This window comes from Phyllobacterium sp. SB3 (assembly GCF_040009165.1).
Classification (GTDB): Bacteria; Pseudomonadota; Alphaproteobacteria; order Rhizobiales; family Rhizobiaceae; genus Phyllobacterium.
The window spans coordinates 566,530-590,987 of the sequence record NZ_JBDYKI010000003.1; the positions used below are offsets into that span (position 1 = coordinate 566,530).

At 50.3% G+C, this 24,458-nt stretch carries 17 protein-coding genes; 11 read left to right on the plus strand and 6 right to left on the minus strand.

Annotated elements, in window-relative coordinates; translation table 11 throughout:
- Positions 1-23 precede the first annotated feature (23 nt).
- Both ybaL and secD read right to left on the minus strand, forming a co-directional pair.
- A complete protein-coding gene (gene ybaL, locus ABKW30_RS13940) occupies positions 24-1,784 on the minus strand; it encodes a YbaL family putative K(+) efflux transporter (RefSeq protein ID WP_348599521.1) in 1,761 nt (586 codons plus the stop codon).
- Positions 1,785-1,968: 184 nt separating this feature from the next.
- Complete coding sequence (gene secD / locus ABKW30_RS13945; protein WP_348599522.1) at positions 1,969-4,503, minus strand: protein translocase subunit SecD; 2,535 nt, start codon at positions 4,501-4,503, stop codon at positions 1,969-1,971.
- Positions 4,504-5,219: 716 nt separating this feature from the next.
- On the opposite strand from secD, the gene ABKW30_RS13950 reads away from it, so the two are divergent.
- From ABKW30_RS13950 to ABKW30_RS13965, 4 genes are all read left to right on the plus strand, one after another.
- On the plus strand, positions 5,220-5,927 hold the full coding sequence (locus tag ABKW30_RS13950) for a 2OG-Fe(II) oxygenase (protein WP_348599523.1): 708 nt from the start codon (positions 5,220-5,222) through the stop codon (positions 5,925-5,927).
- Positions 5,928-5,990: 63 nt separating this feature from the next.
- Entirely contained in the window at positions 5,991-7,223 is a 1,233-nt protein-coding gene (locus ABKW30_RS13955) for a urate hydroxylase PuuD (protein ID WP_348599524.1), read from the plus strand.
- Positions 7,216-8,529, plus strand: coding sequence for a guanine deaminase (guaD, locus tag ABKW30_RS13960; protein ID WP_348599525.1), 1,314 nt, complete (start codon positions 7,216-7,218; stop codon positions 8,527-8,529). The genes ABKW30_RS13955 and guaD overlap by 8 nt, the downstream gene beginning before the upstream one ends.
- A 60-nt stretch (positions 8,530-8,589) precedes the next feature.
- A complete protein-coding gene (locus tag ABKW30_RS13965; protein ID WP_348599526.1) occupies positions 8,590-9,801 on the plus strand; it encodes an FAD-dependent oxidoreductase in 1,212 nt (403 codons plus the stop codon).
- Between the two features lies 1 nt (position 9,802).
- Here the strand turns inward: ABKW30_RS13965 and ABKW30_RS13970 are convergent, their stop codons facing one another.
- From ABKW30_RS13970 to ABKW30_RS13980, 3 genes are read right to left on the minus strand one after another with little or no spacing between them, the layout of a single operon-like run.
- Entirely contained in the window at positions 9,803-10,390 is a 588-nt protein-coding gene (locus tag ABKW30_RS13970; RefSeq protein ID WP_348599527.1) for a sarcosine oxidase subunit gamma family protein, read from the minus strand.
- Positions 10,383-13,370 carry a sarcosine oxidase subunit alpha family protein gene (locus ABKW30_RS13975; protein WP_348599528.1) on the minus strand — a complete coding sequence of 996 codons (2,988 nt, stop codon included), beginning with the start codon at positions 13,368-13,370 and terminating at the stop codon, positions 10,383-10,385. Before ABKW30_RS13975 ends, ABKW30_RS13970 begins: the two co-directional genes overlap by 8 nt.
- Entirely contained in the window at positions 13,367-13,645 is a 279-nt protein-coding gene (locus tag ABKW30_RS13980; protein ID WP_348599801.1) for a sarcosine oxidase subunit delta, read from the minus strand. Before ABKW30_RS13980 ends, ABKW30_RS13975 begins: the two co-directional genes overlap by 4 nt.
- A gap of 234 nt (positions 13,646-13,879) precedes the next feature.
- Between ABKW30_RS13980 and ABKW30_RS13985 the strand changes: the two genes are divergently transcribed.
- The 7 genes from ABKW30_RS13985 (at position 13,880) to ABKW30_RS14015 (ending at position 22,698) form a co-directional block, all read left to right on the plus strand.
- Positions 13,880-16,375 (plus strand): mechanosensitive ion channel family protein, encoded by a 2,496-nt coding sequence (locus ABKW30_RS13985; protein WP_348599529.1) that lies wholly within the window; start codon positions 13,880-13,882, stop codon positions 16,373-16,375.
- 128 nt (positions 16,376-16,503) lie between these two features.
- Complete coding sequence (locus ABKW30_RS13990; RefSeq protein ID WP_348599802.1) at positions 16,504-16,767, plus strand: hypothetical protein; 264 nt, start codon at positions 16,504-16,506, stop codon at positions 16,765-16,767.
- Between the two features lie 198 nt (positions 16,768-16,965).
- Positions 16,966-18,405: a UbiA family prenyltransferase gene (locus ABKW30_RS13995; RefSeq protein ID WP_348599530.1), complete on the plus strand. Its 1,440-nt coding sequence runs from the start codon at positions 16,966-16,968 to the stop codon at positions 18,403-18,405.
- Positions 18,402-19,724, plus strand: coding sequence for an FAD-binding oxidoreductase (locus ABKW30_RS14000; protein WP_348599531.1), 1,323 nt, complete (start codon positions 18,402-18,404; stop codon positions 19,722-19,724). Before ABKW30_RS13995 ends, ABKW30_RS14000 begins: the two co-directional genes overlap by 4 nt.
- Positions 19,725-19,809: 85 nt before the next feature.
- Complete coding sequence (locus tag ABKW30_RS14005) at positions 19,810-20,238, plus strand: EamA family transporter (protein ID WP_348599532.1); 429 nt, start codon at positions 19,810-19,812, stop codon at positions 20,236-20,238.
- Between the two features lie 14 nt (positions 20,239-20,252).
- Positions 20,253-21,251 (plus strand): NAD(P)-dependent oxidoreductase, encoded by a 999-nt coding sequence (locus tag ABKW30_RS14010; protein ID WP_348599533.1) that lies wholly within the window; start codon positions 20,253-20,255, stop codon positions 21,249-21,251.
- Positions 21,252-21,261: 10 nt separating this feature from the next.
- Positions 21,262-22,698, plus strand: coding sequence for an aspartate aminotransferase family protein (locus ABKW30_RS14015; protein WP_348599534.1), 1,437 nt, complete (start codon positions 21,262-21,264; stop codon positions 22,696-22,698).
- Between the two features lie 39 nt (positions 22,699-22,737).
- Here ABKW30_RS14015 and ABKW30_RS14020 read toward each other — a convergent pair whose 3' ends face one another.
- The gene (locus tag ABKW30_RS14020; protein WP_348599535.1) at positions 22,738-24,441 is read right to left on the minus strand and encodes a hypothetical protein; all 1,704 of its coding nucleotides are present in this window, start codon (positions 24,439-24,441) and stop codon (positions 22,738-22,740) included.
- Between the last annotated feature and the right edge of the window lie 17 nt (positions 24,442-24,458).

Consider the following 24,458-nt stretch of genomic DNA (forward strand, 5'->3'; position numbering starts at 1 on the left):
TATCAATCATCATTTTTTTAGTTTCAGGTTTCGGTCAGTGGTCCCTCTGGCTTCGGCTCGTCCAGATTGAGTATATGCGAAACAATTCCACGCGCTATCTCACGTTCTCCCATGATTACGGCATCGGCGCCCAGATCCTGTAAATGCTGTACCTCCGCATCGGAGTGAGCGCGAGCCAAAATGCTGATGACTGGGTTAGCTGCACGAGCCTTGACCACTATCTGGCCTGCCTCGAACGCATTCGGTATGGCAAGAATCAATTGCTTTGCGCCAGCCAAATTTGCGGCAGCCAGAATATCACCATTTGCGGCATTGCCGACGATCGTTTCAATGTTGTCATCCCGCAATCTCGCGACGGTCTTATCCGCATCTTCGATGACGAGAAAAGGCTTGCCGACTTCTTTCAAGGCATCGCCAACCAGACTGCCAACCCGCCCATAACCCACAAGTACGGCATGATCAGTAAGTGATGTGGGACGAATTTCCTCTACATCGATTTCTTCCGTCGGAGTGTCGGTCTCGGCACTTGGTTCTGCGGCTGTTGGTACACGTTTTTCCATCCACGGTTTCAAGTAGGTCACCCCGGCGAAAACCAGAGGATTCAACAGGATCGAAAGAATCGCACCACCGAGAATGAGATCGCGGCCTTCCTCAGGAAGCATGCCCAGCCCGACGCCAAGTTCTGCAAGAATAAAGGAGAACTCGCCGATCTGTGCGAGACTGGCCGAAATGATAAGAGCAGTTCCTGTCGGATATCCGAATGCGAGTACGATGAAGAAGGCGGCGAGCGATTTTCCTACCACGATGATTGCCAGTGTTGCGAGTAATGGCAGCGGGTCGTTGATAATGGTCATCGGATCGAACAGCATACCGACTGAAACGAAGAACAAAACTGCAAAAGCATCGCGTAGCGGCAGTGATTCCTCTGCAGCGCGGTGGCTGAGTTCAGACTCGCTCATGATCATACCGGCGAAGAATGCACCAAGGGCCAGCGACACACCAAACAGCTTTGCCGCGCCGAAGGCCACGCCAAGTGCAATTGCCAAGACAGCGAGCCGGAAAAGTTCACGTGAGCCGGTATGTGCAATGGCATGGAGAGTCCAGGGAATGACCCGCCGCCCGACAATCAGCATGACGGCGACAAAGGCCACAACTTTCCCAAGGGTTAGGGCTATAACACCGCCGATCCCCAGATTGAAGTAAGCTGCTATCGGATCAGCATTTGCATGAATTGGCCCGCTAGGCGTGTCTCCGCCATTAAGCGCACCTGCAATTGCAGGAAGCAGGACGAGAGCCAGCACCATTGCAAGGTCTTCAACAATAAGCCAACCAACTGCAATGCGTCCACGTTCGGTCTCGATCAGCCGGCGCTCTTGCATTGCCCGTAGAAGAACAACGGTACTTGCAACAGAAAGGGCGAGACCGAAAACGAAACCTGCCTGCATGTCCCACCCCAAGACCCAAGCAAGACCCATGCCAAGAAGCGTTGCGGCAAGAATTTGTACGATTGCACCGGGGATAGCAATTGCCCGGACAGACAGAAGATCTTTAAGGGAAAAATGTAACCCGACACCGAACATCAAAAGAATGACACCGATTTCGGCGAGCTCGGCTGCCAGTTCCTGATCTGCAACAAAACCGGGGGTGTGAGAACCGGCGAGTACACCGGCAACAAGATAACCGACAAGGGGGGGAATACGCAGGCGGTTGGCAATCGCGCCAAAAATGAAGGCTAATACAAGGCCTATGACGATTGTCGCAATCAGCGGCGTTTCATGAGGCATATGTCGGCTTCTCCCCCTTGAGGTTGTTTACGGATGGATTTGTATTTTTCTGACAATCATGTCGTTCAACAGTATTGCCTACCAAGTTTGGCTTGCAAACCGTTTTCATCAGTTTGCGGCGCAAGAAAGACGATTTTTCCTATGCGCCGCAAATATTTAGCGTCAAATGCTAAGTTTGGTATTTTCACCCCTGCGTCACAGCCTTTTCCGTGGAGCCGATGCGGTGGGCGTGGTTCTTTTCCCACCACGTTCCGAGAAGAAGCAGGATCGGTGCCGCGATGAACAATGAGGAACTGGTTGCGATAATAACGCCGAACAACATGGGCAGTGCAAAGTTTTCCACTGCCTTGCCGCCCCAGATTGCCATTGGAAGCATAGCGAGAAACACGGTCAAGGAAGTATAGATACAACGCGCCAGCGTCTGGTTGATCGACAGATCAATAATCTGGCGCAGAGGCATCTTCTTGTGTATGCGCAAATTTTCGCGCATTCGGTCATACACGACAACCTTATCGTTCACCGAATAGCCGATGATCGTCAGCAATGCGGCGATGGCTGTGAGGTTGAAGTCAAGTCCCAGCAGCGCAAAAAAACCGACCGTTTTTGTAGTGTCGAGGATCAGTGTTGCTATGGCACCCAAGGCAAAATGCCACTCAAAGCGCCACCAGATGTAGAGTAGCATGGCAAGGCTGGCAAGAACGACGGCGATGACACCTGAACGAGCCAATTCTCCACTAACCTTCGGTCCCACAACTTCGGAACGCTCAATCTTCACGCCTGAATCAAGTTCCTCGACAGCGGCCTTGACCTTCGTGACAGCGATGGTTTGTGCTTCTTCACCACCTTCCTGTCGCTGCACACGGATCAGTACTTGGCTATCACCACCGGCCTGCTGTAGTGCGACTTCGCCAAGCCCCAATCCTTCCAGTTTTTCGCGCATGGAAGCAAGGTCAGCCGGCTTGGACGTGTTGACTTCGACCTGAATCCCTCCCTTGAAGTCGATGCCATAATTGAGACCGGGATGAATAAACAGAATGACTGACGCAATGGACAGAAAGATTGAAACACCGATGCCAAAGAACCGAGCGTTCATGAACGAGATATTGGTGTTTTCAGGAACGAGCTTGAACAGGTGTTCGATATGAATTGTCTTCATTTTGCGACGGCGAACAATAGCCATCGTGATGATACGAACGACTGTGACCGCTGTGAACAGCGACACGAGTGCGCCAATGATCATTGTGATGGCGAAGCCGCGTACAGGTCCGGTGCCGAAAAGGAAGAGCAGGAAGGTTGCGATAAGATGCGTCGCGTTGGCGTCAATAATGGTTGAGTAGGCCAACTTAAAGCCGCGGTCCACCGCAGCCATTGCGCCGATGCCTTTACGCGCTTCTTCCCGGATACGCTCATTGATAAGAATGTTAGCATCAACCGCAAAGCCAATCCCGAGGATGATAGCGGCGATGCCGGGGAGGGTTAGAGTTGCACCAATCAAGCTCAAAATACCGAATGTCAGAATGATATTCAGTGCGAGCGCAAAATTCGCGATCAAGCCCCATCCGCTGTAGAGAATGAAGATAAAACCTACCACTAGCGCAAAGCCGATCAGGCCCGTTAAAAGACCCATCTTGATGACGTCGCCGCCAAGATCTGGACCAACCGTACGCTCTTCGATAACTGTCAAAGGAGCGGGTAAGGCACCGGCTCGGAGGAGGGCAGCGGTGGTGACCGTATCCTGAACCGTAAAGTTACCGGTTATCTGACCAGAACCGCCGGTGATTGGTACCTGAATAACGGGGGCCGTGAGAACCTTTCCATCAAGCACGATAGCGAAAGGACGACCAACGTTTTGGCTGGTTATTTCGGCAAACTGACGCGCGCCAATATTGTCAAAACGGAAAGAAATGATGGGCTGATTGGTCTGTTGATCGAATGCTGCGCGCGCATCGGTCAATCGCTCACCACTAAGTGCTACGCGATCCTCAACCGGATAGGTCACACCCGGCTCCTTGGCGTCGGGCAGGATGGATATGCCGGGAGTCGGTGCTTCACCGGCATTGCGATCCGCAACCATGTGGAACGTCATCTTCGCAGTACTGCCGAGCAATGCGCGGAGTTGACTTGGATCTTGCAGGCCAGGCAGCTGAACGACGATGCGATCTGATCCAACGCGCTGAATGGATGGTTCGGCCACACCGACCTGATCGACGCGGCGGCGAACAATCTCAAGGCTCTGAGTCAACGCGTTGTCGAGCTTGTCCTTCATGCCAGCTTCGGTCAGTGTAAGCCGGATTTGATTTTCATTCGTTGAAATATCGATATCGCTGACGGGCGCAGCAAAACCGATTTGGGCAACCTGGGTAGTCAATTCACGGAGTGCAGTGACCGCTGCATCACGCTGCGTAGCATCTGGAATTGTGACAACCACACTGTCGCCAGCCACGCGCACTGACTGTGGTTGGATCTTTGCTGTACGCAAACGACCGCGCGCGTCATCCAGAATGGAACGTACACGATCTCTTTTCAGAGCAGCTGCATCAACTTCAAGTACAAGATAAGAACCACCGCGAAGATCTAGGCCGAGAGCCACTTGCTTCTTGGGAAGCCAGTTTGGCAACGCATCGAGCTGAGCCTTGGTAAACATATTGGGGAAAGCAAGGACAATGCCCGCAAGAATGATAAATATATAGGTCCAGAGAACCCATCTCGAAGTACGCATATCTGTGTTCCATTATGAAAAGCGGGCATGCCACATTGGGAGCAGCTTGCTGCCGGAATTTACTATCGTCGCCTCCTGGCAGGAAACGGGGATACTAAGCCGCAAGCGGCGGTGCTCTGGCACTGAAGGATGAATTGTAGTCCGATATCAAGTCGGACCCGAATTGTTCCGCTAACGCCGTAAATTTCTGAAATGTAAGTAACTGGACTTCATGGGGCAGAAGTCCGTCTTGGGCGCCAGCATCGGCACGCAATCCGCTTTTGATTTTCAGATGGAGAGTTTCAAGAGCAGCAACTCGGAGTGGTCTCTGCGCTGGCACTGACGAGCTATCAGGCTCACGGGCGATCCGTGTTTCATTCTTTATCGGATTACCAACATCAGTTGACGCGATGTTCGCATCGCGATCAGCTATATATCCAGCAGCCAAAGTCGCACTAAGAGTGGAAATAAGCCAGAAAACAGAAATCAGAAGCGGAGCAGGGCCGCGCCTTCCTGTCTTTCTGTTTCCAAACAAACCCATAAGTTATTCCCATGCAAATTTATCGCGGCGCGATGCACCTCGTTGCGACTCTATTTATGAAGTCTGGCCCCCTGAGTCACTTAAAATCGTCGTGTATTGTGAAAATGTCTGCAAAATATGGCGCTCCGCAGGAAACGGGTGGAAGAATACTCAGAAAACGGCACGCTGGTTTCAAATCTGACGGAGGAGATGCAGTATGATGCACCAAACTGACACGCTTAAAATAGATTGGGTCTCCGTAGAGGCGGAACTTGATAAGTTCGGCTGTGCAGTTCTGCCCGGATTATTAACACGTGAAGAATCGACTGAGATAGCTGCTAATTACACGGATGATGGTCAGTTCCGAAAGCGCATTGTTATGGCGCGACATGGCTTCGGGCGTGGTGAATATAAGTACTACAGTTATCCGCTACCGGAAATCATTCAGAAGTTGCGCCTAGCCCTTTATCCGCCGCTAGCAAAGGCTGCAAATCGTTGGAATGAATTGATGGGAATTGAGATTCGCTATCCTGACCGGCACGATGAATTCCTTGAACGATGCCACGCCGCGGGACAAGATCGCCCCACCCCGCTTCTGCTGCAATATGGCGAAGGCGATTACAACTGTCTGCATCAAGATATTTACGGCGAACACGTGTTCCCCCTACAGGTTGCGATCCTGCTATCGCAGCCATGGGATAACTTCAGTGGCGGCGAATTCGTTCTCACAGAGCAAAGGCCCAGGATGCAATCCCGCGCTGAAATCGTTCCGCTTCGTCAAGGCGATGCCGTCGTATTTCCAGTAAGCCAACGCCCAGTCAAAGGAGCACGCGGACACTATCGCGTGAACATGCGACACGGTGTGAGCCGCGTGCGCAGTGGGAGGCGAAATACGTTGGGAATTATTTTCCACGATTCGAAATAACAGTAGGAGTTGCATCAACCTTGGAACGACAGCATTGTGTGACGGAATCGGCATGGGGTTTCGATGGATTATCTGATTTTCTGGGAATGGTTGAGTTTCGCCGCGCGATGGCTGCACGTAATTACAGCCATCGCCTGGATAGGATCATCGTTTTATTTCATTGCGCTTGATCTTGGCCTGCGCAGGCACTCCGGGCTTCCCCAAGGCGTGAATGGTGAAGAGTGGCAGGTCCATGGAGGTGGCTTCTATCACATACAGAAGTATATGATCGCCCCGCCAAATATGCCGGAACATCTGATCTGGTTCAAATGGGAGTCCTATGCGACTTGGCTTTCGGGCTTTGCTTTGCTTTGCATTGTCTATTATGCGGGGGCCGACCTCTATTTGATTGACCCCAATGTGCTGGACGTTTCAACGCCTGTTGCCATTTTGATATCGCTTGTTTCGTTGTCACTCGGCTGGTTAGTCTATGATCTGCTTTGCCGTTCGCCACTCGCTTCGAACGATACCGCCCTAATGATTGTCCTCTATGGGGTAATCGTTTTCATGGCTTGGGGGTACACGCATTTATTTACAGGACGGGCTGCGTTCCTGCACCTTGGTGCATTTACAGCTACAATTATGTCGGGCAATGTTTTCCTGCTGATCATCCCTAACCAGAAAATCGTGGTTGCAGATCTGATCGCCGGTGAAACGCCAGATCCTAAGCTTGGTAAACAAGCCAAACAGCGATCAACTCACAACAATTACCTGACGCTACCAGTTATATTTCTGATGTTGTCAAACCATTATCCTCTGGCACATTCCACACAGTTCAATTGGGTTATTGCTGCGCTGATCTTCATTATAGGCGTTCTCATCCGCCATTATTTCAACTCCAAGCATGCAGGAACGGGCAATCCGCATTGGACGTGGCTTGTTAGCACCATTCTTTTTATTGTGATCATTTGGCTGTCAACTGTTCCCAAAATTCTGACCGGTGACGAGAAAATCTCGCGCGCTGCAGAGCCATTTCTTGCAGTAAGTAATTTCAAGCAGGTTCAGGATACAGTGCTGGGCCGGTGTTCAATGTGCCATTCAGCTGAACCAGCTTGGGACGGAATACTTCTTCCTCCAAGGGGTATACGTCTCGACACAGCGGAATTGATCGCGACCCATGCAAATGAGATTTACATTCAGGCGGGAGTCAGTCACGCGATGCCGCCCGGCAATGTAACACGCATAACAAATGAAGAGCGTGCGCAAATTGTTGCGTGGTATCGTGATGGGACATTGAGCAAACCAGCAAATGACTGAAATTTTACTACGCGGACGTGTTCTGACTTTTCACGCCGAACCTATAATGGGTGAAGCAAGCACCGAGACATTCACATACATCGAAGATGGGGCTTTGCTGATCCGTGATGGCAAGATTGTCGCTATGGACAATTATACAGTCTTGCAATCAGGCGAGGGGGGTAGTGTAGAGGTCATTGACCATCGACCGCACCTTATTATGCCCGGTTTCATCGATTGCCATATTCATTATCCGCAAATGCAGGTAGTCGGATCGTACGCTGGTGCGCTGCTGGAATGGCTGGACAAATATACTTTTGTTGAAGAGCAGAAGTTTTCAAACCAAGGGCACCCAGCACGGATCGCTTCGGCCTTCTTCGATGAGCTTATCCGAAACGGCACAACGACTGCCGCAGCCTATTGTTCAGTCCATAAGGGGTCGGTGCAAGCCTTCTTCGCGGAATCGCACAAGCGCAATATGCGGATGATCGCAGGCAAGGTGATGATGGATCGCAATGCACCGCCCGGTCTGCTGGATACCCCGCAGTCAGGCTACGACCAAAGCAGGGAACTTATTGATGAATGGCACGGTGAAGGCCGCCAACTTTATGCAATAACGCCGCGGTTTGCACCGACATCGACGCCGGAGCAATTGGAGATGAGTGGTGCCTTGGTGCGCGAGTTTCCAGAGTTGCATGTTCAGACGCACCTTTGTGAAAATGCTGCCGAAATCGCCTTCGTTGCGGAGCTTTTTCCTTGGAGCCGCGATTATACTGATGTTTATCGGCACTATGGCTTGCTCGGGCCAAAGACGTTGCTTGGTCATTGTATTCATCTGACCGATGCAGAGATTTCAGTAATTGCCAGCAGCAAATCTGTTGCGGTTTTTTGCCCAACGTCAAATCTTTTTATAGGCAGCGGCCTTTTTAATCTTGCCCGACTGCGGGATGCGGACGTTCGCACTGCAATCGCCACGGATATTGGTGGGGGCACATCCTACTCTATGCTCCGTACATTGGATGAGGGATATAAAATCCTCAATATTCAAGGGCAGCGATATCATCCTCTAAGATCATTCTATCAGGCGACGCTTGGCAACGCCCGCGCGCTGTCTCTTGATGGCGTTATCGGTTCATTCAAACCGGGGGCAGAGGCTGACTGCGTCATTTTGGATGCAAGAGCCACACCTGCCATGCGTGTGCGGATGGAGACGGTTGAAACGCTGGTTGAAGAGTTGATGTTGTTGCAAACGATGGGCGATGATCGCTGTATCGCCGAAGTATATGTTGCTGGCAGCCCGTCGAAAAGCACGTTGACTACTTGTTGATGGAACGAAGCTGTGAGTTGACCCGTTTCGAAGCGTCAATGCCTCGATCTGGGATTCTTCATGACAACACAACACCGAAACTTGAGAACCGGCCAGCCTATCTGGTTGGGGAAAGCGGCACCGAGCGTCAAATTTGATGCCTTGATGGATGATATCACCATCGACATTGCTATTGTCGGAGCTGGAATCAGTGGTGCGCTAATGGCCGAAAGCTTAACCGAGGCGGGTTATAGCGTAGCCGTTCTCGACCGGCGCAAACCTGTAATGGGTTCAACTCCAGCCAGTACCGCGTTATTGCAGTTCGAGATTGATACGCCGTTGCATCATTTGGCAAAACAAATTGGACTGAACGATGCCGAGCGTGCGTGGAAGCGTTCAAAGCTTGCCGTGGATGCATTGCGGGAGCGAACTCGAGATCTTGGTATTGCATGTGAAATGAAAGACCGCGATTCGCTCTACATTGCTGGTGATCTGCTAGATGAGAAAGGTTTGCAGCGAGAGTTTCTATCCCGTCAGCGGGCAGGATTTGAAACCAGATATCTGTCTCACGACGATCTTCAGTCGAGATTTGGAATAGATCGCGGCGCGGCACTCATGAGCTTCGATAATATCGAGGCTAATCCCCGTAAGTTGGCGCTGGGTTATCTAAATGTTGCCATTAATCGCGGTGCGCGCATCTACGCCCCTGTCGAAGTAGCAACTGTGGAGCCAAGATCGCGGGATGTCTTGGCGACGACCAAAGAGGGTCGAAAAATTCGCTGTAAATACTTCATATCCGCCACCGGTTACGAGCTGCCAGAGCATGTCCCCAAAAAAGGCCACGAGATCATTTCGACATGGGCGCTTACGACAGTACCTCAACGCGAAAAACTTTGGCCCGAACGTTGCCTGATCTGGGAGGCCTCCGATCCGTATCTTTATATGCGTACGACGCAGGACGGGCGGATAATCGTCGGAGGCGAAGATGAAGAATTTGAAGACGAAGAGAAACGCGATGCCAAACTGACTTCCAAGACCAATGCAATCTTGAAGAAGCTCAAAAAGATGTTCCCTCGAATTACTGCAGAAGCCGATTATGCCTGGACGGGAAGTTTTGGCTCGAGCACGACGGGGTTGCCGTTTATCGGGGCTATACCCGGTATGGATCGTTGCTATGCGGTTCTTGGATATGGCGGCAATGGCATCACGTTTTCAATGGTTGCTTCGCAACTCGTGCGGGGCCTGATAACTGGGACCGGTGACCCGGATGAAAATATCTTCGCGTTCAGATAAGCTATTTTACTCGATAGCCAACCTCTTCAGCCGCGCGACCCAATGTCAACCAGAAGGAACGTGCAAATGTTCGGAAAACGTAAAGGTCAAAAGTCTCGCTATCGATACGCTGGATCAAAGTGTGAATATCGTGGTGGAGGGTTGCACGACCGGCTCCAATAGGGAAAGCGTGCTCAGAGAAGTCGATGGCGAATAATTTTGCCAATACCCACTCTACATGTGTCCCTCTTATGCGGATGACAGTACGTCCGTGAGTTAGCGCAACCACTGTACCAAGATCAGGTGAGATGGCGGCTCGCAAACGCTGTTCGAGATCAGGAGTGGCTCCTACAACCATGAAGCGTCCCGGCGCGAAGCCGAAAACCGTCTTTTCACCTGCAACCCTGCCATTCCCGGGTTTGTTCTGGATGATCACTCCAGTTGCACTACCGATCGCAGTTAAAACCGTTGGAATGGCATCGCTCCAAGCGGTAACCTGAATGAGCGAGATATCGGTGCGCTCATGTATTGTAACGCCGACACCGCCAGCCGCATTGCCATGGTCACCTGGGCGGTATGCCAGACCAAGTGGCGATTGAAAATCAGCCATGCATCCGGCTCCCATCCTTATCGAACATATGATGGCTCACTATTTCCACTGCACCATGCTTGTCGCGTAAAAGATCGGTGGCAAAAGCCCGTTTTCCGATCATTGATGATCCATGCTTGACCAAAGCCAACGCGATGTATTTTCCAAGAGCGGGTGAGTAGCAGGCAGCAGTCACGTGGCCGAAACTGTCAGCGGGCTCACGTGGTATCTTGTCGGAGACAATATGGCTGCCTCCATTAATCGACTGATTGTCCAATGAAATAAGCCCGACAAGAGATAAACGATGTTCATCCTTGAGACCCGGACGCTCGATCATGGCTGAACCGATATAGGTTTTTTTCTTTGATAGCATCCAGTCAAGGTGAAGATCATGGGCTGTCGTGCGCCCATCGATTTCTGCGCCTGTCACGTGGCCTTTTTCAATGCGTAATGTTCCAAGTGCCTCCAAACCATAAGGAAGGATATTGAATGTTTTTCCTGCTGTGAGCAGAGCTTCCCAAACTTGTATTCCGTGTCCTGCTCCAGAGTAAACCTCGTAAGCGAGTTCACCTGAGAAGGAGAGGCGGCAAATCATGACGGGAATATCGCCAATGCGACCGTAGACAATACCCATGAATGGTAAGGTTGTATTGTCCACCTTGGTTCCGGTGACACATCCTTCAAGTACGGCACGTGATTTCGGGCCTGAAACGGCAGCCCCAGCCCAAACATCGGTTACTGACGTAAGGTGAACACGCAAATCTGGCCAAACGCAGTCAAGATAATACTCCAAATGCTGCATTACCGGGCCCGCATTAGCCGTTGTGGTCGTCATCAAAAATTGAGTTTCTCCGAGGCGCCAGGTAGTGCCGTCATCAAAAGCAATTCCGTCCTCGCGTAGCATAAGTCCATAGCGTGCCTTGCCTACAGGAAGTGTTGAGAACATGTTGGTATATACGCGATCAAGAAACTCTGCCGCGTCGGGGCCCTGAATATCAATTTTGCCCAGTGTGGAAACATCGACAATGCCTACACCTTCGCGCACAGCACGAGCTTCGCGTGCATACGCTTGTTCAATGGTTTCACCGTGACTGCTGTAAATCATGGGTCGATGCCAAAGTCCCGCTTCGTAGGTCTTGGCACCATTGGCAATGTGCCAGTCATGCATTGGAGTTAGTCGGTGAGGGCGCAGATCGCCATAACGTTCTCCGGCAATGGTTCCCATGGATACGGGTGTAAAGGGTGCGCGAAACCGTGTGGTGCCGGCTTCAGGAATTGAGATGCCGCGAATGTCCGCCATGATTGCAAGGCCCGGTACATTTGAAGTCTTGCCCTGATCAGTCGCCATGCCAAGCGTTGTGTAGCGTTTAAGATGCTCTACGGAGTGAAAACCTTCGCGATAAGCAAGGCGGATATCACTTGCAGTCACGTCATGTTGAAAGTCTACAAAAGCTTTCTGAGACTTTCCAGCGGGTTCGATCTCGAAGATTGGCGCTGGAGAACTATCCAGCATAGACGCTTCTACAGAAGGTAAAACAATTCTGCTCTTGGCGGAGCCCTTGGTGGCTGCATCGGAAAGAACGCTGATTGTATCCATATAGCCGGCAGCTGACCCGGTGACTACCCAGTTCTGGTTTGGCTCTGGTGCAAGAAAAGCTTGCAATTCCTCGTCCCACTCAGGCTTGCCACCGGCTTGGCTGGCAAGATGAATGGCTGGTGACCAACCTCCCGATACGCCCAAACAATCAGTTTTTATCTCACGCGGCGCGCCGGATATACGTCCAGTCTCCGCATTGAAATGCTGGACAGTTATAGAACTCAAAGTCTTACCTGCGTGGGTGCCAGTGACCGCCGACCCAAGTAGTAACTCGGCACCAATGACATTGGCTATATCATTGCAAGTGCCCGAAACGTCGGAACGAACGTCGACTATGGCTACTACATTGACGCCAGCTATGGATAAAGCTCGAGCTGCATCATAGGCACTGTCATTATTGGTGAAGAAGGTAACATTCTTGCCCGCGCCGACGCCATATTCGATTGCAAATCGACGGACTGCATCACCAAGCATGACGCCGGGGCAATCATTGCCTGGAAAGACTATTGGTCGCTCAAACGCACCTGTGGATAAAATGGTTTTACCCGTACGGATTACCCAGTGCCGCTGCCGAGGCTGACCGTGGGTTCGGTTTGGCTTGTGGTCCGAAACACGCTCGACAGCAGTCAACACGTTGCCATCGTAGTAGCCCCAAACAGACGTGCGGACCAGAAAACGAACGTTAGGAAGATTGGCCAACGCCTCGGCCTTTTCACGTGCCCATACTGCTGGGCTGCGACCATCGAGTGTTTCGCTGGAGGCCAGAAGGGAGCCGCCGGCTATCGCCCGTTCTTCGGCAATGATCACGCGTGCCCCAGTTGATGCCGCTGCTTCGGCGGCAATAAGCCCTGCAGGCCCGCTACCCACAACCAGAACATCACAAAATGCGTTCATGCGTTCATAGCGGTCAGGATCGGCAGCGGTACCTGCTCTGCCAAGGCCTGCAGCGCGCCTTATGAAGTGCTCACAGAACATCCAGAAACGAGTGTTTTTTAGTGGACCAATCGCTGGGCCCATAAAAGTTTTATAATAGAATCCAGCTGAGAGAAGCGGGCCTGCCAATTGGTTGACAGCCATCAAATCATGTTCGAGCGATGGAAAACGGTTCTGGCTTTGAGCAACAAGGCCATCATAAATCTCAAGTTCGGTTGCGCGGACGTTTGGCTCGCGGACATCACCTGAGATAACGGTGACGAGTGCATTGGGTTCGTCACTACCTGCTGCGAGCAGACCGCGAGGGCGGTGATATTTGAAAGAACGCCCAAAAAGCGTGACTCCGCTGCCAAGAAGAGCAGATGCGAGTGTGTCGCCCGGGTGTCCGTCATAGGCCTTGCCGTCGAATATGAACCGGATCACTTTGGCGCGCTCTATGCGTCCGCCATTGGGAAGTCGCCAACTTGTCATCGCTGGTCGTCTCCTCGTTGGCTGTCGCGAGCAAAGCTGACTGATGAAATCATATGGGTTGATACATCGCGTATGACGATCAGATGCTGGCGGCACCCACCTCCGTGCAACCAGAATTCTCGATGTGATTTTGCAGGATTGGAACGATCATAGATATATGCGTTCCAGATGTTCTCATCTGTTGATGCTGGATCTGGTCTTACGCGCGTAGCGTCGCCCTGATAAGTAAACTCTATAACATCGCGCGGACCACAATAAGGGCATTTGATAATCATGGTGTCATTGTCCGATGAGCGAATCGTTGGGGTTGCGGTATAATGGTGGCGTGAATCGTGCTTAAACAGAAGACAGGATATGCAGCCTTTTGCAAACACACGAACAGCACTTCCTAACAATATGCTATTGTCAGCCGGGCACAATCATCAGTATAGCGGCGATCACTGTCATTGAACCGACCCGGTTTTATTGATCATGCCTTGATTGTGCCGAGATGAACGGGCAAGGCGAAAATGAAACTCTCCATCTATGGATTTAAACCTGTGATTTCTCCATTTCGGCAAATTATCCTCGCTTTCGCATTATTTTTTTTCGGTGCGATGCAAGTCCATCCGACATGGGCGCAAGCTACCGAGCAGCCTGCCGCTGCTCCAGTTGTTACCTCTGGTATTGTTGCCGAACAACGACCGCTCATCGATAATCTGAAGAAGCAAATCTCGGCTTATCAGCAGAAATTCAAAGACAAGGCCGATGCGGATGCTGCTTTGGCGGATCTGCGTCTTGATCTCGAAGGTACTGCAAAGAAACTACTGGAAATTGGCGTTTCGTTTCGTCCACGCTTGACCGAGATCAATTCTCGGCTGGAACAACTGGGACAGCCGCCAGCTCAGGGACAGCCCACCGAGGCACAGATCGTCACTGACGAGCGTACCAGGCTGACAACCGAAAAAGCCGAAATCAATGCAGTCCTTGGAGAAACGGAGGATCAGTTGATCGCGGTCAATAAAATGGTTGACGCCATTGGAGATGCCCGGCGTGAGCTTTTTGCAAATACTTTGTCTCAACGTGTGGACATAAATTATTCGCTTGGAAGCGAAGTAGCGGAGGCTTACGGGCGCGAAATACAAACGATGAACCAGCGCATATCATCATGGTGGCGCTTTGTTATCGCATTCAAGTGGCAGTCCATGCTGGCAGCTGCAGCAATGGCCGTGGTGGCAGCGTTGGTCTTGTTGATTGGAGGGCAGCGCGCGCTAGGGCACCTTTATCTGCGCGATTCAACGGTGGAAGCTCCATCTTATCTTAGCCGCTTGGCTGTGGCATTCTGGTCAACGCTAATGCGTTCACTCACAGTGGTAGTTTTTCTCGCCACGACTTATTTTTTTCTGGATTATTTCAATGTCCTCAGAGCGGATATAGCTTCTCTATTTTATACTTTGTTCAGTGTTATCGGGATTGTCTATTTCGTCCATGCTCTTGCGCAGGCAGTTATCTGTCCAGGCGCACCCAATTGGCGGCTGGTACGCGTTGCTTCTCGGCCAGGACGAGTTCTGATGGTACTGATCACGGCAACGGCTACCATTACAGGTCTTGACTATCTGGCAGACACAATCAACCAGATTGCGACCTCTCCCTTATCGTTAACTGTTGCCAAAAGCCTGTTTGCCACAATTTTGGTGGGCCTTTTGATCTTTTCAATCGCCCTGCTCAAGCCGTTGGAAAATCAGGAAACCGGCAAGGTTAAGCCATGGCCGAAGACAATAAGATTCTCGCTATATGTGATCGCTTTGATGCCGGTAGCCGCTGCATTGCTCGGTTATATCGGACTTGCTCGTTTCGTTTCCCAGCAGGTTGTCATTAATGGCGCAGTCGTTGTCACGATGTATCTGGGTTTTCTCACCGCACGTGCAGTGTCAGATGAAAACGCGTTATCAGGAACAGTGTTTGGGCGGGCAATCCAAACTCGTTTCGGCATGGATGAAACAACGCTGGATCAGCTTGGCCTTGTGGCGAGTATCGTCATTTACGCCTTCGTTCTTCTATTAGGTATACCAGTCATACTGCTGCTTTGGGGCTTTCAATGGAGTGAGATGACCGCGTGGTTCCTGAATGTCGCTACCGGTTTTCAGATTGGCTCAGTCAATATTTCGCTTGTGGCGATTGCCATCGGCATTCTGCTGTTTGCATTGTTCTATGCCTTTACCCGCTGGTTCCAGGGGTGGCTTGATACAAAAGTCATGGCTCGGGGCAAGCTTGATTCAGGCGTGCGCAATTCTATCCGTACAGCTGTTGGCTATCTTGGTCTTGGTATAGCCGGTGTCATTGGTATTTCAGCTGCGGGCATCAATCTTTCAAGCCTTGCCCTCGTCGCCGGTGGTCTTTCATTGGGTATCGGTTTCGGCATGCAGGCAATCGTGTCTAATTTTGTCTCCGGCCTTATTCTTCTGGCTGAACGCCCATTTAAGGTGGGAGACTGGATTGAAACGGCTGGCGTTGGAGGAATTGTAAAGAAGATCAGTGTGCGAGCGACAGAGGTAGAAACCTTCCAGCGTCAGTCGATTATCATTCCAAACTCGTCATTCATCAACGGTAATGTCGGCAACTGGACCCACCGCAACAAGTTGGGCCGCGTCGAAATCCCTGTTGGTGTTTCCTACAAATCAGACCCAAAGCGCGTTTACGATGTGTTGATGGAAATCGCACGGGCGCAACCGCTTGTCCTTAAAAACCCTGAACCATTCGTGGCCTTCAAGGCTTTAACGTCTTCCACAATGGATTTTGAATTGCGTATCCATCTTGCCGATTTATCAAATTCCGGGACCGTTCAGAATGATATCCGGTTTGCGATGATTGATCGTTTCGCGGAAGAGGGGATAGAGATTCCTTACCCTGCGCGCGATGTGCAGCTTAATCTGGAAGAGGCTGATGTTCTGATCGAAGCGTTGACCAGTAGGATCAAGGCTGAAATAGCTGGAGATGCAAAGAAGCCAAAAACCAAATCCGTTTAGACTTTGGTTGAATGAAGGCAAAATAACGGAGTGTTCAGTTGCCGTTCAGTTTGTTGCCGCTATAACTGTTTATGAAAAGGGCAATATTGGCTCTTGATAACAGGGGCGGTGGCGACACCGGAATGGATATGAACAAGTTTGCTGTTGCTGTTCTTATGAGTGCCATCTCTGCCGGATCTGCATTCGCCGCCAGTGTTACGAACGGCGATGCATCCGCGCAGACTATCGTTGTCACTGAGGGCTCCAGCAAAACGGAGCTTCAGGTGGGAGCGGGGGAGACTCTCGAATTTTGCAGCAATGGTTGCTTTGTCACATTCTCAAATGGCGACCGTGAAGCATTGACCGGTGGCGAAACCGTCGAGATTAAAGGCGGCAAGGCGACGATCAAATAAGACTTTCAACTCATAGTTTTATAATTCTCTCAGTCGGCTGCACCTGTCAGCCGGCTTTTTAATGGTTAATTTACTTAGGTTATTACTTTCCTTACCAGCATCAATAATTTCATTTTTCATTTCTTCTTTTCCGATAAGCACTGCACTGATAGATAATATGGCGCTGGTCCGATCATTATGGGACTTTAGGGATTTGTCGTGGTGAATTCTCGTTCGAGTAGCAACGTTCCAGATCTGATCGTAGACCTTGATGGCACGCTGATCGCGACAGATCTTCTTTGGGAAAGTGCGTTTCAGTTATTGAAGAAGAATATGTTTTATATTTTTCTTCTGCCCTTCTGGTTATTCAAAGGGAAAGCTAATCTGAAACATCAGATATCGCTTCGCGTTACTGTCGATCCCGCAACATTACCATATCGACAAGAATTCGTTGAGTATCTGAAACAACAACGCGATCAAGGTCGCAGATTGGTTCTTGCAACAGGATCTGCTCGTAGACTTGCTGACAGTATTGCTGCCCATCTTGAGATATTTGATGCGGTGTATGCCACAGACGACAGCCGTAACCTGACAGCCCATAAAACGGCATTTTTACTTGAGACTTATGGCAATCTGCCGTTTGCCTATGCTGGAAATAGCCGTGCCGATATACCCGTTTTCGACGCGGCAAGCGAAGCCATAGTGGTGGCGCCCGACCGGGCAGCACGAAAATGGCAGCAACAGCATTCTGCCCGCATTTTTGAAGCGCCCAAGACTAACTTCAAGACATTCCTGAAAATGCTTCGAGTGCATCAATGGATGAAGAACACCTTGATTTTCGTTCCTGCAACATTGGATCATATGTTGATGGAGTGGCCGGTCATTATAAATGCGGTTATTGCTTTCTTTGCCTTCTCTGCTGCAGCTTCAGCAATTTACATAATAAATGATTTGTTAGACCTTCCACTTGACCGCCAGCATGCTCGCAAGAAGTACCGTGCCTTTGCCAGCGGGGCCTTTTCAATCCGTTTCGGCCTTATTGTTTCGCTAACGCTTATTCTGATCGCAGCTTTGCTTGCATTGCAGTTGCATTGGACATTCGGTGCGGTGCTTATCGGCTATTTGATTGCGACTACCGCATACTCACTTTCTATAAAGCGAATGTTGCTGATTGATGTGTTTACCCTTGCCGGGCTTTATACTTTACGTATCCTGGCCGGCGCCGCAGCCAACCAGATTGAGGGGTCATTTTGGCTGCTTGCATTTTCCTCATTCTTCTTTTTATCGCTCGCCCTGGTCAAGCGTTATGTGGAGCTGCAAAACTCCATTGCCGAAGATAACAATCGCATCGCTGGCCGAGGATATCGGCCTGCGGACCGTGCAATTATCGCACAATGTGGCGTTGCATCGGCCTTTGCGGCAGCATTGGTTCTAGCTCTCTATGTCGATAGTGAAGCAGTTATGAGCCTTTACGCTTACCCTTGGATGATCTGGCCGCTTTGCCCCATCGTGCTGTATCTCAACATTCGTATCTGGATATTGGCTTACCGAGGTGAAATGCACGATGATCCGGTTGTGTTTATCATCTCAGACTGGCGCAGTCAGATCGTTATAGCTATCGGAGCCGCACTTCTTCTTTATGGCGGCATGCGCTCGTGAGTGCAAATTACGATAGTTTCGGGTTGATCGATAGGCATTCACGCGCGGCTGTCCAGCTAGAGCAGGCGCGTGAGATTTTTACCAAACCAATTGTTAGTCGAAGCAGTTTCCTAGCCTTTGGCAATGGAAAATCTTACGGCGACACCTGTCATAATGATGAAGGTACGCTGGTTGATATGCGCAACAGTAACGAACTTGTTGCGTTTGATCCCGTAACCGGGTTGCTTACCGCCAAAGCGGGTATGCTGCTTTCCGAAATAATAAGGATCGGAGCAGAACATGGCTACTTTTTACCCGTTACGCCGGGCACACGCTTTGTGACACTGGGCGGTGCGATTGCCAACGATGTGCACGGAAAAAATCATCACCGCCGTGGAACATTTGGCTGTCATGTAAAGCGGTTTGAGCTTCTCCGTTCCGATGGGTCCATAACCGAGTGTGTTTCGGGGATAAATTCCTCACTTTTCAATGCGACAATCGGCGGTTTGGGTCTGACAGGGATTATCCTTGAGGCGACGATCCAACTTATGAAAGTAGGATCGCTGGATGTGGTTGAGCACATACAGCCCTTCACAAGTCTGAAAGATTATTTCGAGCTCGCGCCGACCACCGATAACGACAATGAATATTCTGTTGCTTGGGTGGATCAACTTGCGGCAGGAAAGGATGCCGGGCGGGGTGTCCTGCTTAGCGGCAATCATTCGGATAATGGCAATTATTCAGTAAGCTCAAAGGCACGCAAATTGGGCGTTCCTTTTGATTTACCAGTATCAGCGCTGAACTATCCAAGCCTCAAACTGTTCAATGCGGCCTATTACAACCTCAAAAGCCGTAACCAGAAACCGCATCTCAGCGGTTACGGCAGCTTCTTCTATCCGCTTGATCAAGTGTCCAATTGGAACCGGCTGTATGGGCGATCTGGCTTGTTTCAGCATCAAAGCATTATTCCGGAAGATGCCGCGCATGAGGTTATACCGGAAATGCTGAAGGTTACTCGCAATGCAGGGCAAAGCTCGTTTCTCACCGTGCTGAAACGCTTTGGAGATACAGGATCGCCTGGCGTCCTGTCCTTTCCACAGGCCGGCTACACCCTGACAGTAGATTTTCCAAATCGTGGATCACGAACGCTTGCGCTGCTGACAGAACTTGATCGGATGACCATTGCCAATGGTGGCAGGGTAAATCCCTATAAAGACCAGCGTATGAGTGCTGAAGTTTTCAAGGTTGGCTTTCCGCAATGGTCAGAGCTTGAACGTGAGCGTGATCCGGCGATTAATTCTAACTTTTGGCGACGGACAGCTTTAGCAGAGACAATCTAACCGAAGCGTCGAATTTTAATAATGTGCTTGGTGTATTTTCAATGCAGGGTTGTTATTTGTTGGCGAATTCAAGGGGCGAGCTAAAATGACAAAGTATATTCCGTTCATCCTGTTTACGGTGATGACCAACGCTGCGGCGCAGGTCATGTTGAAATATGGTATGATAACACTTGGACCTATCAGCTTCAGTAGCGATACAATAATTCAGCGCGTATTTCAGATAGTGTTTAATCCGTGGGTATTTGCCGGACTTTTCATGTTCGTCATCTCTATGGCATCACATCTGTTTGTGCTCTCCAAAGTGGATCTCTCTTTTGCTTATCCATTCCTGAGCTTGGCCTATGTTGTCGTTGCACTGGTGGCCTGGGCGCTGTTCAAGGAAGAACTGGGAGCATACAAAATTGCGGGGATCGCCTTTATCATGATTGGCACCATTTTGATCGCGCAAAGCGGTCATGATGATAGCTCGGCGACTGAGTCTACGACCCCCTCAACCTTAAATACTCCGTCATAAGTGGACCCAAAGTAATGAGACATATAATTTTTGGTGGTGACGGATTTGTCGGGCGGCATCTCGCACCAAAGCTTGCCGCTGAAGGTGAGGAAGTGATCGTTGCGGATATCGTCAAAAGCAAACTGGCCCATTATGGCGATGTGCATTTCGTGCAGTGTGATGTTACCGATCCTGCAGCAATAACAAATGTTGGCATCAAAGCCGACGACATGGTCTACAACCTGTCAGCGAAAATGCTGTCACCGCTACAGGTCAGGGCGAAACGCCACGATTTTTTCTTTCCTGTAAATTATTACGGCACGGAAAATATTATCAAGGCGCTGGACAGTGCCGGTGCAAACAAGCTGGTACACTACACCACAGATATGATCTACGGTCATACATATGTTTGGCCACAGACCGAAGAGCACCCTGCGGCGCCGCTTGGCGAATATGGTTTGTCAAAATGGAAAACCGAGGAATTGGCTGCCGAGTGGCGCAAGCGTGGAATGGATATTTCGCTGTTTCGCCCCCGCTTAATCATTGGCCCTGGTCGACTTGGCATTCTCGAAAAGCTCTTCAAGCTGGTTGATAACAGTCTACCGGTCCCCATGATTGGCTCTGGTAAAAACCCTTACCAGTTCATCTCGGTGTTTGATTGCGCGGACGCAGCTTATGCTGGTTGGAAAGCGGGTGTTCCTAACGAAGCTTACAATCTAGGTTCGCTCAACCCGCCACCAGTCCGTAAACTTTTGGGCGATTTGGTGAAGTTTGCTGGTTCTAAATCCTTGCTCCTGCCGACACCGGCTTGGGCGGTGAAACGCACGCTCGATTTCTTCGACATGATAAACATGCCTATTATGGATCCGGAACAATATTTGATTGCCGATGAGATGTGTGTGTTGGATGTATCAAAGGCTGAAAGGCAATTGGGCTGGATACCGAAACATCGCGATGAAGACATGTTGATTGCTGCCTACAAAGAGTATCGGCTTGTCAAAGAAGGCACAGCGGCTCCTTTGACGGAGCACTAGGGGAATGGCGATGAGCAAGGTTCAGGAAATGACGAAAGCTAGCGCGCCGGTTGCCCGGCCAAATCTACTATCGGTCGATGACGCAAAGGCAATGACCTTGCCGCGGATGACCGAGATATTCACAAAGCATCTTAATCCAGGCCAACTGCATTTCATGAAGCTCTTAGGTTTTCACAAAGTGAAGATCGAGTGGGCAGATGGGATGTATTATTATGATCAAAACGGGCGAGCGATCCTCGACTTTTTCGGAGGATTTGGATCGCTTGCATTTGGTCATAATCATCCAAGGATTGTAGAGGCACGCAAGAAATTTCAGGATGAGAAGCGACAGGAAATCGCGATTGCTTTCATGTCCCAGTATGCCAGCGCTCTAGCTTACAATCTGGCAGCATGCTCTCCTGGCGATCTGGACATGGTGTTTCTTGGCTCATCTGGTTCCGAGGCAATGGAAGCAGCCATCAAGGTTGCCGAACGTGCGGCAGGCCCAAAGAAGCCCAAGATTGTTTATGCCGAGAACTCGTTTCACGGTAAGACCAAGGGTGTTCTGTCAATCACAGATGGCTCTCTTTATCGTGGTGATTTCAAATTAGTCGACAACACGATCCGTGTGCCTTTCGGTGATATCGATGCGGTGGAGGCTGCGTTCAAGAGCGATCCGCAAATTGGCGTAATTGTTCTGGAAACTATTCAGGGCGGCGGTGGCATCATTCAGGCGCCAAACGAATATTGGCAGAAGTTGCGCGCACTTTGCGATCAATACGGCGTGCTTTGGGTTGCCGATGAGGTTCAGTGCGGTTTTGGGCGATCCGGTAAGTTCTATGCTTTTGAACACGCAGGTGTTGTGCCGGATGTTACTGCGCTGGCAAAATCACTTGGAGGCGGCAAGGCTGCAGTCGGTGCAATGATTGCCCGACGCGAAGTTTATATGAAAGCTTATGGCACGCCGAAAACTGCGATGATTCACGCTATGGCTACTTTCGGTGGTATTGGCGAAGCGTGTGTAACATCGATCGAAGCGATCAATATTCTTTACGATGAGCATCTAATTGATAACTCAGCTGAAATTGGTGATTATCTTTTGGGAAAGCTGGAAGAGCTAAAGGCCAAGCACCCGGCAATGATAAAGGATGTCCGGGGCAAGGGGCTCATGGTTGGCCTTGAGTTTCATGACTTTTCCAAAACTGTTCCCATGGTATTACGCCCAGTATTGGCGGTTCTTGACGACAAGCTTAAAGGCTCACTTCCTGGCTTCATTGGCAGTCATTTGTTGCGTGACCATGGCGTGCTGGTTGCCTTTACGGAGTACAATCGCAACGTGGTAAGACTGGAGCCTCCGCTGATCTGCGCACGGGAAAATGTCGACGATTTCATTAAAGCGCTAGATGAGGTTCTGTCGCGCGGCATTGTACGAATCGTGAAAGATTTCGTGAAAGCCCAAGTGAAGTAAATTGTTATTGAATGTAAAAAAGCCGGTTGTCCGGCTTTTTTATTGACCTGACAATTTGATCCCCGGTCTAAGCAATAAGTCCCAGCAATCATTAAGTTTGATGACTGTTCGATCATCCAATGCCTTTGCATAAACGTTTTGCAGATAACGTCGTGCAGTCGTTATGGGACAGCTGGGACGCAAAACGCCATCGGTGGCACGAACCGAAGCTTCGACGACAGGCGTGAGCTTTTCTACGGTACGGAAGGGATCGGCGCCGATCTGAATGTGGCGCGTTGCATCACGATCCAATATCCATGGGAACGGGTCTGTGAAATCAAGATTCATCAGGCTGCCGAGGTGGATATTATTTGTAGTTTCAAACTGTTTGATAGCTTTAATGGCATGATCGACAGATAGGAGCCAGTACATCTGGTAGTCCAGTTCTGCGTAAAATCGCCAGCTTGGCAACTGCCTTTCAATAGCTAACTGCCGGTAAGGTTCAACATTCTGGATATAATGGTTCTCCAGCAGAAGCACTCGATCCATTATGTCCGCGCGCGTCGAAACAAGCCCCATCGTCTTCAGATCGGTTACGGGCGCAGTGACGTAGTGCGGAGCAACGGCAATGAACCGCAGGGTTCCGTGTATTACTTTGGTCGTCGTAGGAATTACGGTAAGGGCGACGAGGCAATAAACAATCAGGCGGTGTCTTTCGGTCAGAACCGTTGTCTTGTAAAGCACAGTCAGCAAAACCGGCCAGATGAAAATGAACTCCTGGCTGCCGGTGTTTTGTGTCTCAAGGAAGGTGCCGGCGGCCATTACGACGCTTGCCCACAGCCAATCCCTGTCCAAAATGAATGCGCGATCCCCTAATGCTGAGTGCTTGTAATGGCCACGCCAATCAAGCCAGAATAGAAAGAGTATCAGGCTTGCTGCAGCCAGTATCACGTCAAGTTTGATCGAAAACACTGTAAGAAAACGCGGGATCAGCAGGCCTTCATTCAAATTAACGAGGGTAATTATGCTGGCAATGTACGCCGATATCATGCTGTTATTTAACTCTAGTCCAGCCAGAGCGACGACGAAAACCGCAAGCGCCAGCAAAAGGTGGCGTAGAAGGAATCGTCCGGTAATCACCGCGTATAGGCCAATCAGACCGCCCGCCAGAAAACCGGTAATCTTTGTGAGAAACAATGCCAACATTGTCAGTGCCGCCACGATCGCTAAAGCGCGGCCTCTCGGCATAAATATCAGGGCGCTCGTAAGGATATAAAGCAAAAGTGAGGTATGGCGGTTATAAATGCCAAATCCACTTACACCCGGATAAGAGTGGAAGGCCTGAGTATTCATGGGGCAGAGTGCAAAGATCAGAAATGGTATGAGAACAGCCATTGCTGTCATGCGACTATTCTTTTCGACAACAGCAATTACAGCCGCCATCAAAGGTGCTGCGGATATCAGAACGGACCATTGTGCGAGTAATGTCGGCTGCCCATCCGGGAAAAGTGTCTGCAACCAGTAGAACTGATAATATTCTAATGCACCAACTGGTGCTTGAAAGTCCACGGCAGGAATTTGATCAAGCTTCAGCCGTTGCGCTGCGTCCAGATATATATAGGTATCCCAATACATGGGGCCGATAGGAAGAGTGAGCGGCAAGCTCAAAAGAATGCACAGGAGAAGCAGAGCACCGGCCAGTAAGCTCAATGGCGAAAGAAGCCATGAAAGTGTTCTTTTGCTGCTAAATGTTACGTCTGCCATTTGCTTCCGATTCAGCT

Bases quoted from the DNA above. Each gene is read 5' to 3' on its own strand.
- ybaL (WP_348599521.1), bottom strand. From the start codon at position 1,784: ATGCCTCATGAAACGCCGCTGATTGCGACAATCGTCATAGGCCTTGTA.
- secD (WP_348599522.1), bottom strand. From the start codon at position 4,503: ATGCGTACTTCGAGATGGGTTCTCTGGACCTATATATTTATCATTCTT.
- ABKW30_RS13950 (WP_348599523.1), top strand. From the start codon at position 5,220: ATGATGCACCAAACTGACACGCTTAAAATAGATTGGGTCTCCGTAGAG.
- ABKW30_RS13955 (WP_348599524.1), top strand. From the start codon at position 5,991: ATGGATTATCTGATTTTCTGGGAATGGTTGAGTTTCGCCGCGCGATGG.
- guaD (WP_348599525.1), top strand. From the start codon at position 7,216: ATGACTGAAATTTTACTACGCGGACGTGTTCTGACTTTTCACGCCGAA.
- ABKW30_RS13965 (WP_348599526.1), top strand. From the start codon at position 8,590: ATGACAACACAACACCGAAACTTGAGAACCGGCCAGCCTATCTGGTTG.
- ABKW30_RS13970 (WP_348599527.1), bottom strand. From the start codon at position 10,390: ATGGCTGATTTTCAATCGCCACTTGGTCTGGCATACCGCCCAGGTGAC.
- ABKW30_RS13975 (WP_348599528.1), bottom strand. From the start codon at position 13,370: ATGACAAGTTGGCGACTTCCCAATGGCGGACGCATAGAGCGCGCCAAA.
- ABKW30_RS13980 (WP_348599801.1), bottom strand. From the start codon at position 13,645: ATGATTATCAAATGCCCTTATTGTGGTCCGCGCGATGTTATAGAGTTT.
- ABKW30_RS13985 (WP_348599529.1), top strand. From the start codon at position 13,880: ATGAAACTCTCCATCTATGGATTTAAACCTGTGATTTCTCCATTTCGG.
- ABKW30_RS13990 (WP_348599802.1), top strand. From the start codon at position 16,504: ATGAACAAGTTTGCTGTTGCTGTTCTTATGAGTGCCATCTCTGCCGGA.
- ABKW30_RS14005 (WP_348599532.1), top strand. From the start codon at position 19,810: ATGACAAAGTATATTCCGTTCATCCTGTTTACGGTGATGACCAACGCT.
- ABKW30_RS14010 (WP_348599533.1), top strand. From the start codon at position 20,253: ATGAGACATATAATTTTTGGTGGTGACGGATTTGTCGGGCGGCATCTC.
- ABKW30_RS14015 (WP_348599534.1), top strand. From the start codon at position 21,262: ATGAGCAAGGTTCAGGAAATGACGAAAGCTAGCGCGCCGGTTGCCCGG.
- ABKW30_RS14020 (WP_348599535.1), bottom strand. From the start codon at position 24,441: ATGGCAGACGTAACATTTAGCAGCAAAAGAACACTTTCATGGCTTCTT.